This window comes from Paenarthrobacter sp. E2MeOHC11, from assembly GCF_058744955.1.
Map to the genome: position 1 here is coordinate 526,926 of NZ_CP196673.1, position 12,691 is coordinate 539,616.

Consider the following 12,691-nt stretch of genomic DNA (forward strand, 5'->3'; position numbering starts at 1 on the left):
CAAGGAGAAACCCATGTCTGAACCCCAGCGCCACCTCCACCTCAACGCCTTCCTCATGAGCACCGGCCACCACGAAGCCTCATGGCGGCTTCCGGAAAGCGATCCCCTGTCCTCCACCAAGGTGGAGCACTACCAGCACCTGGCCCGCACGGCCGAACGCGGGAAGCTGGACTCCATCTTCTTCGCGGACTCCCCTGTCCTGTTCGGCGAAGTGGGCCGCCGCCCCGCCGGCAAGCTGGAACCCACAGTGCTACTGACTGCCATCGCCGCAGCCACGCAGAAAATCGGGCTGATCGCCACAGCCTCCACCACCTACAACGACCCCTTCAACCTGGCCCGCCGCTTCGCGTCGGTGGACTGGGTCAGCGGCGGCCGCGCAGGCTGGAACGTCGTTACGACGGCGGGACCGGACGCCGCGCGCAACTTCGGCGTAGATGACCAACCGGCCCATGCTGTCCGCTACGAGCGGGCCGCAGAGTTCATCGAGGTGGCCCAGAAACTCTGGGACAGCTGGGAAGACGACGCCGTGCTGGCCGACAAAGCCGAGGGTGTCTGGGGCGATGACAGCAAGATCCGCGCCATCGAGCACGAGGGCAAGCACTTCCGCGTCCGCGGACCGCTCAATGTCCCGCGTTCACCGCAGGGCCACCCACTGATCGTGCAGGCGGGGTCCTCGGAAGACGGCAAGAAACTGGCCGCGCAGTACGCAGAAGCCGTGTTCACCGCACACCAAACATTGGCCGACGCCCAGGCCTTCTACACAGACCTTAAGGCGCGCACCGCTGCAGTGGGCCGTGACCCCGAAGGCATCAAGATCCTGCCGGGCATCGTCCCGGTGATCGGCTCCACGGAAACCGAAGCGCTCAAGCTTGAGCGCGAACTCGACGAATTGATCAAGCCTGAATACGCCCGGGAACAGCTGGCCAAGACGCTGCGCTTGAAGCCCGAAGACCTCCCGCTGGACCGCCAACTGCCCGCCGACCTGCCCTCGGAGGATGAGATCGAAGGAGCCAAGAGCCGTTACACCCTGATTGTGGAACTGGCGCGACGTGAGCAGCTCACCGTCCGGCAGCTGATCGGCCGCCTGGGTGGCGGGCGTGGCCACCGCACGTTCTCCGGCACGCCCGAGCAAGTTGCCGACGCCATCCAGGACTGGTTCTTTGCCGGCGCAGCTGACGGATTCAACATCATGCCGCCGGTCCTCCCCTCGGGACTGGAAATCTTCGTGGACCAGGTGGTGCCGATCCTCCAGCAGCGCGGCCTGTTCCGCACGGAATACACCGAGTCCACCCTCCGCGGACACTACGGACTCGCCCGTCCCGAGAACCGCTTCGCCGGATCCGCCGCGCAGCAGCTCACGTCCATCGGGTCGGCCTTCTGATGACCGAATACCGGAACCTCGGGCGGACCGGGGTCAAGGTCAGCCAGCTGACATTGGGAACCATGATGTTCGGAGCGATCGGCAACCCGGACCACGACGACAGCATCCGCATCATCCACCGGGCGCTGGACGCCGGCATCAACCTGGTGGACACGGCCGATGTGTATTCGCAGGGTGAGTCCGAGGAAATTGTGGGCAAGGCCCTGCAGGGACGGCGGGACCAAGTCATCCTGGCCACCAAAGTCCACGGTCGCCTCGGCGACGACGTGAACGAGGCCGGCAATTCGCGCCGCTGGATCATCCGTGAAGTCGAGGACAGCCTGCGCCGGCTGCAAACAGACTGGATCGACCTGTACCAAGTCCACCGGCCCGAACCCGATACGGACATCGACGAGACACTCGGTGCCCTCAGCGACCTCGTCACCCAAGGCAAGATCCGCTATATCGGCACGTCAACGTTCTTGCCGGGCCAGATCGTCGAAGCCCAGTACGTGGCGCGGGAACGCCACCGCGAGCGGCCGGTCACAGAGCAGCCGCCATACTCGATCCTGGCCCGCGGAGCGGAGCGTGAAGTGCTCCCGTTGGCGCAGCAGCACGGGCTTGGGGTCCTCCCATGGAGCCCGCTCGCCGGAGGCTGGTTATCCGGCAGGATCCAGCCCAAGGGCGGTCATCTTCCGTCGAGCCGCGCGGGACGCCAGCCGGCCCGGCACGATCCGAACCTGCCTGAGAACGCCCTCAAAACGAAGGCCGTCCTCGAGTTGACCGACCTGGCCGAGCAAGCGGGGCTGTCACTGATCCACCTCGCCCTGGCCTTCGTGCTGGAACACCCGGCAGTGACCTCGGCGATCATCGGGCCGCGTACCCTGGCACACTTGGAGGCAGCCATCGGGGCGGACAAGCTCAACCTGTCCCCCGATGTCCTGGACAGGATCGATGAGATCGTACCGCCGGGGACCACCCTGAACACGGCCGACGCGGGGTATGAGCCGGTCTGGCTGACTGAACCGGCCCGGCGTCGTCGTTCCTCTCGATAAGCAGCCCAGCGCGCAGTTGCCTTCAGCGCTTGGGCCAGCTCCACAGCGGACCTTCCAGTGAGCCGAGGCCCCTGATCCGGGTCTCGCCCACGTCCTTGTAAAGCTCGTGTTCGTGCGCGGCTCCGCTCTCCCGGAGTGCTTTGAGCAAGGCCTCCGAGTGCGTCACCACGATCATCTGGCTGTTGGCACTGGCTTGGACTATCAGTCCGGCCAGTGCCGGCATCAGGTCAACGTGCAGGCTCGTCTCGGGTTCGTTCAGGACCATGAGCTCCGGTGGGCGCGGGGTCAGCAACGCTGCGGTCAGCAGGAGGAACCGCAGCGTCCCATCCGAGAGCTCGGCAGCCTTCATGGGCCGCAGCATGCCAGGCTGCCGCAACTCGACACTGAAGCGGCCGTCGTTGACCGCGATCTCCAGGCGGCTCCCGGGAAAAGCATGATCGACTGCGGCATCCAACTGCCGTTCGAAGCCCACTTCCCGCAGCGTCTGCAGAGCGGCCGCGAGGTCCTTGCCGCTGTGGTGCAGTACGGGTGTGCGTGTTCCGAGCTGCGCTTGCCGCGCGGGAGCCTCCGTATCTGTTCGGAAGTGGTCGTAGAAACGCCATGAACGTACCGAGTCCCGGACCCGCAGCACTTCAGGCGCCCTGTCCTGGTCCGAGACTTCCGTCAGCATGCTCTGGAAGGTGTCCAGCCGCCGGGACAACTCCGTCCACTCGCCATCCGGACCCCGCAACTTAGCGAGGCCCCCTTTGCGGTCCACCAACAGGGAACCCGGCCTTGCCACGGGACCGGAGAATATCTGTTCCCGCTTAATTTCAGGATCCAGGCTGAACGCCGAGGGGCGGGGCCGGCCGGTTTCCTGATCAAAGCCGGCACCGCTGGAGGAAGGCATGCCAAGATCAACCAAGTACCCGAAGTCGTCGCCGGAATACCCTAGTTTCAGGTTGACGGACTCCCGCCGGACCGTTCCCTGGACAGGGACGTCACCGCGGCGCATGGCCTCGCTGATGGACTCGGGTCCAGCCCAAAGCGTGGAAGCCAGACCACCGTCCCGGGCCAATGAGCCCACCACATTGCCGGAATCGCCTCCGGCACACTCCGCCAGCAGCCTCAAGGCCCGGTAGAGCGAGGACTTGCCGCTCCCGTTCGCCCCGGTCACGACGTCCAAGCCATGCAATTCCATGGTGAGGTCCCGGACGGACCGGTAATTGGCGATGGCGAGCGTTGTGATCACGGTTTGATGATTACAGCGGGAATTTGCCGGACAGTTCCAAGGTGCCGGCACACATCCACGATGCAAGGCGGTCCTCGGCGGTGGGTCCGCCGTCGAGGGGGCTCTCAAGGCGCGGCCGGCGTACCCAGCAACCAGCCTCTTCAGCGATCAGTGCACCGGCGGAGAAGTCGTGCTCGTTGAGTCCGCGTTCGCCGTAGGCATCGAAGGTTCCATCTGCCACCAGGCAGAGATCCAGCGCAGCGGACCCCAGGCGCCGAACATCGGCAAAGCCTTCCATGAGCTCGGCCAAGCCGGCAGATTGGCTCGCCCGGGTCGCGGGGTCATAACTGAATCCCGTGGCCAGGATGAGTCCTTTGCGACCCGGGACCGGTCCGGCCAGCCGTGCGGTCTCTCCGGCCGCTTCCAACCAGGCTCCTTGACCGCGGGCCGCCGAATAGACGCGCCCCAGCGCAGGCGCGTGAACGACGCCGGCCAACCAGACGCCGTCGGAATCCGCTACCGCAACAGAGGTGGCGTAGTAGACGATGTTGCGGATGAAATTGGTGGTCCCGTCAAGGGGATCGATGGACCAGCGGTAACCCGAAGGCTGTTCGGGCCTCGTGGTGCCGTGCTCCTCCCCCGTGATGGTGTCGTGGGGACGCTCTGCAAGGATGGCGTCGCGGACCGCATTCTCCGCCGCGACATCAAAGGCCGTGACCCAGTCTCCGGCCTCGCCCTTATTGCTGGTTTCCAGGCCATCGCCGCCGGTGCCGCCGACGGACCTCTGCGCGAGCACTGCAGCCCCCGCCGCGGCCGCACGTTGAGCTACGGCCAACAGCTCCGTCACGTCCGTCATTCGGAGACCGCCTCGGCAGCGTCCGCTTCGGGTGCTGCTTCAGTGTCCGCCTCAGCCTTTGCGGGCCCATTGGCAAGGAGTTCACGGAACCCGTCCTCGTCCAGCACGGGAACTCCGAGCTGCTCCGCCTTGTCCAGCTTGGTTCCTGCGCTTTCGCCGGCCACCAGGTAGCTGGTCTTCTTGGAAACAGAGCCTGACGCCTTCCCGCCACGGATGATGATGGCTTCCTTGGCTTCGTCGCGGCTGTAGGTGGGCAAAGTACCGGTGACAACGATGGTGAGACCCTCCAGTGTCCGGGGCATGGAGGTGTCCCGCTCGTCCTCCATCCGCACACCGGCGGCAGCCCAGCTGTCCACGATCTCGTTGTGCCAGTCCACGGCGAACCACTCTTTCAGGGCGACCGCAATGGTGGGGCCAACTCCATCGACGTGGGCCATCTGGTCTTCCGTGGCGTTGCGGATGGCATCCATGCTCCCGAAAGCCGTGGCCAACGCCCGCGAAGCGGTTGGGCCCACATGCCTGATGGAGAGCGCTACCAGGACACGCCAAAGCGGCTGCTTCTTGGCTTTCTCCAACTCCCCGAACAGTTTCTCAGTGGTTGCCGTTGGCTTGGACGGGGACTTGGCCGTGCCCTTGGTGTAAAAGTACGGAACAAGTTCGTACTCACCCGTACCCAAACCCTTGGAACGCTTCTCCCTACGGATCAGCACGTCAGCCAGGTCCTCGCGCGTCAGGCTGAAGAGTCCCGCCTCGCTGGTCAGCGGTGGCGTCACAGGCTCGGCGGGCTGAGTGAGTGCGATGGCTGCTTCCCACCCCAAAGCTTCAATATCGAAAGCACCACGGCCCGCGAGGTGGAACACACGCTCACGCAATTGAGACGGGCACGACTTCGCGTTGGGGCAGCGGATGTCCACATCGCCTTCCTTGGCCGGCGCCAGCGGGGTGCCGCAGGAGGGGCATTCGGTGGGCATCACAAATTCCCGGACCGGTGGGACCTGCTTGTCGCGCAAGGCCAGCACGGGGCCCACGATTTCGGGGATAACATCGCCGGCCTTACGAAGGATCACGATGTCCCCGATCATGACGCCCTTGGCCTTGACCACGTCCTGGTTGTGCAGCGTAGCCATGCCCACCGTGGAGCCTGCCACTTTCACGGGTTCCATCAAACCGAAAGGAGTCACACGGCCGGTGCGGCCAACGTTGACGGCGATGTCCAGAAGTTTGGTGTGGACTTCTTCCGGGGGGTACTTGTACGCAGCAGCCCATCTGGGGACCCGGGAGGTGTAGCCGAGGGCCCGCTGGGTGGCGAAGTCGTCGATCTTGACCACGATGCCGTCGATCTCATGCGCGAGGTCGTGCCGGTGCTCGCCGTAGTGCCCGATGAACTCAAGGACCTTTTCAAAGGAGTCCAGGACCTTAAGGTACGGGCTGGTCGGCAGGCCCCATGCTTCCAGGAGCTTGTACGTTTCGGACTGGCTCTTGGCCTCGAGTCCTTCGCGGGCGCCGATGCCGTGGACGTACATGCTCAACGGCCGTTTGGCAGTTTCTGCCGGGTCCTTCTGGCGCAAGGAGCCGGCTGCTGCATTGCGGGGGTTGGCGAGGGGGGCTTTGCCTGCGGCCACGAGGGTCTCGTTGAACGCAACGAATGCCTTGGAGGGGATGAACACCTCACCCCGGATCTCCACCTCCGACGGGTATCCGGACCCGCTGAGTTCCCTGGGGATCTCTTTGATGGTCAGGACGTTGTGGGTGATGTCTTCGCCAGTGGTGCCATCGCCGCGGGTGGCCGCGCGGACCAGTTTGCCGTCCCGGTAAAGCAGGTTCACGGCAAGGCCGTCGATCTTCAACTCCGTCAGCCAGGCGATGGGCGGGACGGAATCTCCGAGCTTCGCCACGGATGCTTCTGCTTTCCGGACCCAGGCTTCGAGCTCGTCCAATGAAAAGACGTCATCCAGGCTGTACATCCGCTGCAAGTGCTCCACGGCAGCGAACGCCGAGGAGACTTCGCCGCCTACTTCCTGCGTGGGAGAGTCATTCGAGACAAGTTCCGGGTGAAGGGCTTCCAGCTCCTCCAGACGCCGGTACAGTTCATCAAATTCGGCATCGGATACCGTGGGTGAGTCTTCCTGGTAATAGGCATACCGGTACTTGCGGACGAGATCGGCCAGTTGCTCGTACTCATCGCGCAACGACTCCGAAGGCGGAGTGCCCTCTGCTTCCACGACGGCGGCAGCCGCCTCTTCACCTGTGGTTTCTACCGGATTCGCAGTTTCTGGTGTGCTCACACGTCTATCTTGCCGCAAGCCAACGACATTATTGCGGTGCCGCTAGTGCGACGAGAGCCGGTTCTTGCTCCACAGCGCGAACGCCAGGCCTCCCAGGCCCACAATCAGCACGCCGCCCAGAATGCCGAACAGGCCCAGCATGTTGGGCCCCTCGATGGAATTGCCGGCCAACACGGCGGCCTGTGTTTCCTTGCCCTTGTCCACCGGGGTGTTCCAGTTGGAGGACTTCGACGGACTTGGGCTGGCGGAGGTGGCACTGGCGCTCGGAGCAGCCGACGGCGTCGCTGACGCCACGGTGGCCTCGGGGGTCGACGCTGCTTCGGACGGGCTCGACGCCGGACTGGCCGGTTGGGGTGCCATCTTCACCGGGGCCTGGGTCACCGCTGGGCGTGGCGCCTCCACCGTTGGCGCCGGTGCAGGGGCATTCTGAGTTTCCCGCACCCGGGTTGGTTCCGGCTTCGGCGTCGGCTTCTTGTCCGCTTCCGGGGCCAGCGCAGGCTGCGTCGGCGACGGGTCGTCGGCCCCCTCGCTGGGAGCGCAGGAAAACTTCCCGTCGCAGGGAGCAGCGTGCGCGGCGGCAGCGGGTGCCAGAAGCAAGCCGGCAGCCAACAGAACGGCAGGGACAACGGAGTGTCGCATGAAAGTAACCTCAGTTGGGGCGTTGGGGCGTCCCGGTTTGGGGGTGTTTCGTGAAATCCTCCTACATCCCCCTGCGCTGCGGCAAATCCTAGCTCCGGTTTTCCGGCGGCATGGCGATTTGGAGCTTACGTACCTTTCCACGTCCAACGATGTAGCCACGGCCGGGAATGAACTCCGTACTGATGCGGCCCAAGGAGGTGTTGAGGAGGCTGTCGCCCTCCACATCCCCGGGGTTGAGCAGCAGTCCACGGCGTCCGGATTTGAACGGCTGGGCCAGGGACCAGGCTTGGGACCACGTGGACGTTTCGGACTCGCCCACCACCCACTGGTCGGCCTTGATGGCCGCCGTGACCAGGCGCCCGACACCGGATTCCGCCAACGTGTCCGTGAACTCCGTCAGGCCCTCAATGAAGATGGCCATGCTGCCGGGGTTGTCCGAGGCCTTGTCGATCAGGTCGTCCACGACGTCCGAGACCTCGTCCGGCCCCACGAGCGAGCGGCTCCAGATGTTCAATGAAGCAACAGCGGAGCGGCGTGAGCCGATGTAGATGAGGTCCGTCCGCGGGTTGGAGCGCCGCAAGGCGTAAGCCAGCGTCACCAAGGCGACCGTGCGTCCGGCACCCGGAGGGCCGGCCAGGAGGAGCGACCCCTTGGCGGCGATGGCCGCCGAACCCAGCGTCTCGTCGTCGACACCAATGACGGGGTTGTCCGGAGCGCCGGCGGGCAGGATATCCAGGTCCACCAGTTCCGGAAGGCGCTGGATCTGCGGTGCCTGCTCGAGTCCCTGCCTGAGCATCGCCTGGCTGAGCTTGGCCACTTCGCGTGCCTGCAGGGCCAGGTTCGAGTTGCCGCCCAGCACGGCCAACTGGACTTCGAGACCATCCAGCAAGCCACGCCCGGGAGGCGAAGCGGCGTTGAGGACATCCTTGGGGACGTCGAGGGTCATGTAGTCGTCTTCGGAGCTGAGGCGCAGGACCAACCGCTTCTGGATGGAAGCAAGGAGCGACGCCGGAACGGAGTTGGTGCGGTCACCGCTCACTACCAGGTGGATACCCAGGGGACGGCCGTCAGTGGCCAAGGTCAGGAAGATGTCCCACAGCGCGGACAGCTTGCTGTACTCGTACCCTTCGCGGAAGGAGGACATGCCGTCCACCAGGATGAAGATGCGCTTCTCGTCCGGCCGGTTGGCCAGCTGACGGTATTCGACAATCGTGGAGGCCCGTACCTCCGCGAACCGGGCTGCCCGGTCGTCGGCTACTTCCTTGAGCCAGCGCAGCAGGCGGCCCACGCGTTCGACGTCGTCGCCGTTGATGATTTCGCCAACGTGCGGAAGGCCGTCCAGCATCTTCAGGCCTGATGACCCGCAGTCGATGCCATACACGTGCACGGGACCACCGCGGGGCGTGACCGCCGCGGCGATGGCGATGCTGCGCAACGCCGCCGACTTTCCGGATCCACCCGTACCGTAAACGGCCATGTTGCCGTCCTTGTCCGGTTCATAGAACACGGTGGGCTGGTCCTGGTGCGCGGGATCGTCGGCGACACCGAGCAAGAGCCGCTCGTCCGTCCGCGGGTTGGGGAGCTTGGAGAAGTCGTAGGTGGTCGCGAGCTCGTTGAGCCACGGCTTCCGGGGAGGCTCGATGGACAGGACGTCGGCTGCGCGGATGATGTTTCCGGTCATCCGGGCAATGTCGTTCGGTCCCGCCGGCTCTTCCTCAACTTGGGCCACCAGCGGCGGTTCCCAGGTAGGACCGGAGCCGAAGGCCATCTCCACGATGTCGATCCGGGGACGCTGCGGCTTGTCCGTTGTCCAGCCGCCGGCGTAACCGGTTTGGAAGCCCTGGATGCGCCCTGGACCGGTCTTCGCGGCGCCGCGGCCCGGGATGGAGGGGTCAAAGTAGGCCGCGGTGGGCACGCCCAGGATGTCGGTTGCGTCCACTTCATCGGCCATCCGGAGCGCGACGCGGAGGTTCGTGTTGGCACGCAGGTTGTCCTTGATGACACCGGCAGGGCGCTGGGTGGCCAGGATCAGGTGCAGGCCCAATGAACGGCCGCGGGCAGCGACGTCCACCACGCCGTCGACGAACTCGGGAACCTCGGTAGCCAAGGCCGCAAATTCGTCCACGATGATGATCAGGTAGGGCGGCGCCTCAGGATCGGCTTCACGTTGGAGCGCCAGCAGGTCCTTGGCCTTTTTACGGTTCAGGAGCCGTTCACGGTAGTGCAGTTCCGCGCGCAGGGAGGTCAGGGCCCGGCGGACCAGGTGCGGGGACAAGTCCGTCACCAAGCCCACGGTGTGCGGCAGGTGCAGGCAGTCAGCGAAGGCCGCGCCGCCCTTGTAGTCCACGAACAGGAAGCTGACCCGGTCCGGGCTGTACGCCGCGGCCATGCCCATCACCCAGGACTGGAGGAACTCGGATTTGCCGGCACCGGTGGTTCCGCCCACCAGCGCATGCGGTCCCTCGTTCTTGAGATCCAGGTAGAACGGCTCCACGCCCTTGGAACCCACCAGGGCACGGAGGCTGCCGTTGTCCTTGCGGTTGGGTACCGCTGTTGCGTGGACGGAGTTGTTCTCCTGCCAGCGCTCCGCCACAGCCTGCGGATTGTCCATGAGCTCCTTGCCGATCAAGGTGGCATAGGAGACGGCCCGCGGGAGGTCGGAGTCATCGTCGAGCGGGTTTCCGACGTCCACCAGCGGCGACATCATGCGGGCCAGTTGCGTGGCCAGTTCCGCATCGAGGCTTTCGCAGCTCACCGGGTAGGTGTGGCGGCCCAGACGGACCTGGCCTGTGGTGGTGCCGTGGTCGCCGTCGACGGAGAGGAAATCACGGCATGCCGCCGGGAGGGACTGCACGTTGGCGGCAACCCACATAACGTGAACGCCGTAGTCGGGTCCGCGTTCCACCAAGCGCGTGAGGCGTCCGCGGTCCACGGGAGCATCGTCCTCGACGATCACCAAGACAGCCGGAACCACGGGGCCGGGGATTTCTTCGTGCTCGTCCTTGAGTCCGGGCCGCGGCTGCGGGCCTGGCTCCTTCGCCATGGATTCGCGCTCTTCCACCAGGTTTTCGAGGCGGGACAGCAACGCGGCACCGGCTCCGGGACCTGCGGCGAGGTGGTCGCCGGACAGCGGACTGTGGCCTGAACCGACGTGCGGGAGCCACTGCAGCCAGTCCCAGCGTTCACGGGAACGGGCAGAGGTCAGAGATGTCAGGACAACCTCGGCCGGCGAGTGGAGGCCTACCAACTGGAGCACCATGCCCCGGGCAACGTCGTCCACCACGCTGCGGTCCCCTGCCACGCCGAACGAACCCGAGGTCCGCAACTGCGAGACGATCGGTACGCCGCCGATGACGCGGACCTCCCGCAGGCAGTCCTGGATTTCCCTCATGTATTGGGGTTCGGTCTCGTTGGCGCCAGGCTCGTCAAAAGGAATCCGCGACGGCGCGGAGCCCAGCCCGAACCGGACACCCAGGAAGTGCTGGTGCTCAGGCCGGTTGGTCCACAGGAGCGGACCAAGCTTGTAGATCGCGTCCACGGTGTCGCTCACGGAAGGTGCTTCCTGCAGCCTGACGGCCCGCTCAATATTCTGCTGCCGGTCGATGTCCTCGCGGAACGCCAGCATGGAAGCTTTGAACTGCTTGTGGCCTTCCTTTGCCTGGCGCTTGCTCTGCATCTTGTGGTCCACATAATGGCCCACGATGAACAGCGGCATCATGGCCATAAAGAGGACCGAGAGCAGGTTTTGGGTCACGGCGAAGAGCACGCCGCCCATCAGGAGCGGCGCCACCAGCATGATGTACGGGAACGGCTGGTGCTCAGGTCGCTTGGGACCGGCCGGCGGCACGCGTTTGGGAGACTCGAACCTCGGCAGGACACGCGGTGACCGGTTGAAGTCCACCAACGGCGACGACGGGCCGCCGGAGTGGTTCCGCGACAAGGCAACCACTCCCACAGTGGTATCGCCCAGGGTCACCGTGTCCGAGGATTGCAGCGTTGCCCGCGTGACGGGCAGGCCGTCCATGAGGAGGCCGTTGGCGGAATTCGTATCCACGATCTCCACTGTTTCGCCCACCGTGACGCGCGCATGGCGCTTGGAGGTCAGTGGGTCGGAGAGACGGATGTCGGCGTCGCGGTCCCGGCCGATGTAGCTGGTGCCGAAAGGCAGCGAAAATTCGCGTCCGACGTCGGGCCCTGACATCACGCGCAACGTCGCCGCTGCCGGTCCCCTGTTGGTGCCGGCCGCGTGTCCGTTCGATGCGAACTGCTCGCTCACCTGCGCGAGCGAAACCTTGGAACCGGGCCGCAGCCCGGACTCAAGCAGGTTGTCGGTGGGCCTCAGGACGTGGCCGGACAGGCCTCCGCCAACAAACGCTTCGTCCACGCTGATGGACAGGTTCGACGGCGGCTCGGTCCCCTTGCGTACGGGGTCCGCAGCCCAAAGCTCCGTGGCAATATCAGCAACCGTGGCACGACCATCCACCGTTACGGCGAGGTCCTTTGCTTCCGCAGGGTCGCGCCGCAAGGTCAGGCGAAACTTCATCCTTCGTCGACTCCAGTCATTTTTTCAAGGAGGTGCAGGTCGGCCGGTGTCACCAGGTGCGATGTCACGGCATGCTCCACCAAGCGTGCGCGGCGATTCGTGGCGAGCTTCCCTGCACCACCTCGCAGCCCAACGACGCCGACGCGGTCCAGTTTGTCGCACACGTTGTCCAGCTTGCGGTTGAAACGGGTCAACGCCCAGCCGAGCCGCTTCGCAGCCTCCGCAGAGGAAGGAATGGCGCTGAAGCCCGTGCCTTCGCGTCGCAGCATCGGTTCAGCCAAGGCAACGATGAGGGCCTTCTGCGAGTCGGTGAACACCACGGGGCCGATGGTGGTGTCCCCCGCTTGGTCCTCGTCGCGGGCCTCGTGCCTGAAGGAGGGCGTCTTCAAATGGACAGCAAACTCGTAGGTGGTGGGGCCGGCGGTGAAAATGACGTTGGTATGGCTGAACACCAGCGGGATCCGCGCACCGGGCGCAAGCCAGGCCTGCATCCCGCCGGAACCGTCCGCAATGGTGGCAGAGAGCATGCTGCCCACGTTGCTGAGCCACCACATACCGTCGTAGCGGGCAATCTGCAGGAAGCGTCGGTGCAGGTAGGGGTTGTCGTCCACCTCCAGGTCACCTTCACGGCCGATGTCGAAGATGTCCTCGTCGGATGGTTCGTACCATTCCCCACAGAAATCTATTGCTAGATCCCCCATGATCTGTGCCTCCTCAGTCGGCAGTAAACAAGTTTCATGTGC

Annotated in this window: 8 protein-coding genes; 2 read left to right on the top strand and 6 right to left on the bottom strand. The window is 65.1% G+C overall.

Translation table 11 applies throughout. The features are described 5' to 3' along the window. Positions 1–13: 13 nt before the first annotated feature. Positions 14–1,381 (top strand): LLM class flavin-dependent oxidoreductase, encoded by a 1,368-nt coding sequence (locus ACSSVG_RS02435; RefSeq protein ID WP_231339480.1) that lies wholly within the window; start codon positions 14–16, stop codon positions 1,379–1,381. Next, complete coding sequence (locus tag ACSSVG_RS02440) at positions 1,381–2,415, top strand: aldo/keto reductase (RefSeq protein WP_492417083.1); 1,035 nt, start codon at positions 1,381–1,383, stop codon at positions 2,413–2,415. Before ACSSVG_RS02435 ends, ACSSVG_RS02440 begins: the two co-directional genes overlap by 1 nt. Before the next feature lie 22 nt (positions 2,416–2,437). Here ACSSVG_RS02440 and ACSSVG_RS02445 read toward each other — a convergent pair whose 3' ends face one another. The 6 genes from ACSSVG_RS02445 to ACSSVG_RS02470 form a co-directional block, all read right to left on the bottom strand. Further along, a complete protein-coding gene (locus ACSSVG_RS02445) occupies positions 2,438–3,646 on the bottom strand; it encodes an AAA family ATPase (RefSeq protein ID WP_492417085.1) in 1,209 nt (402 codons plus the stop codon). Between the two features lie 10 nt (positions 3,647–3,656). Then, a complete protein-coding gene (locus ACSSVG_RS02450) occupies positions 3,657–4,481 on the bottom strand; it encodes an inositol monophosphatase family protein (protein ID WP_231339477.1) in 825 nt (274 codons plus the stop codon). Next, positions 4,478–6,766 (bottom strand): NAD-dependent DNA ligase LigA, encoded by a 2,289-nt coding sequence (gene ligA, locus ACSSVG_RS02455; RefSeq protein WP_492417087.1) that lies wholly within the window; start codon positions 6,764–6,766, stop codon positions 4,478–4,480. The genes ACSSVG_RS02450 and ligA overlap by 4 nt, the downstream gene beginning before the upstream one ends. A gap of 42 nt (positions 6,767–6,808) precedes the next feature. Then, positions 6,809–7,405: a hypothetical protein gene (locus ACSSVG_RS02460; protein ID WP_492417089.1), complete on the bottom strand. Its 597-nt coding sequence runs from the start codon at positions 7,403–7,405 to the stop codon at positions 6,809–6,811. 88 nt (positions 7,406–7,493) lie between these two features. Then, complete coding sequence (locus ACSSVG_RS02465; protein ID WP_492417091.1) at positions 7,494–11,948, bottom strand: type VII secretion EssC family protein; 4,455 nt, start codon at positions 11,946–11,948, stop codon at positions 7,494–7,496. After that, positions 11,945–12,649 carry a hypothetical protein gene (locus ACSSVG_RS02470; protein ID WP_159708468.1) on the bottom strand — a complete coding sequence of 235 codons (705 nt, stop codon included), beginning with the start codon at positions 12,647–12,649 and terminating at the stop codon, positions 11,945–11,947. Before ACSSVG_RS02470 ends, ACSSVG_RS02465 begins: the two co-directional genes overlap by 4 nt. Positions 12,650–12,691: the final 42 nt, after the last annotated feature.

Bases quoted from the DNA above. Each gene is read 5' to 3' on its own strand.
- ACSSVG_RS02435 (WP_231339480.1), top strand. From the start codon at position 14: ATGTCTGAACCCCAGCGCCACCTCCACCTCAACGCCTTCCTCATGAGC.
- ACSSVG_RS02440 (WP_492417083.1), top strand. From the start codon at position 1,381: ATGACCGAATACCGGAACCTCGGGCGGACCGGGGTCAAGGTCAGCCAG.
- ACSSVG_RS02450 (WP_231339477.1), bottom strand. From the start codon at position 4,481: ATGACGGACGTGACGGAGCTGTTGGCCGTAGCTCAACGTGCGGCCGCG.
- ACSSVG_RS02460 (WP_492417089.1), bottom strand. From the start codon at position 7,405: ATGCGACACTCCGTTGTCCCTGCCGTTCTGTTGGCTGCCGGCTTGCTT.
- ACSSVG_RS02465 (WP_492417091.1), bottom strand. From the start codon at position 11,948: ATGAAGTTTCGCCTGACCTTGCGGCGCGACCCTGCGGAAGCAAAGGAC.
- ACSSVG_RS02470 (WP_159708468.1), bottom strand. From the start codon at position 12,649: ATGGGGGATCTAGCAATAGATTTCTGTGGGGAATGGTACGAACCATCC.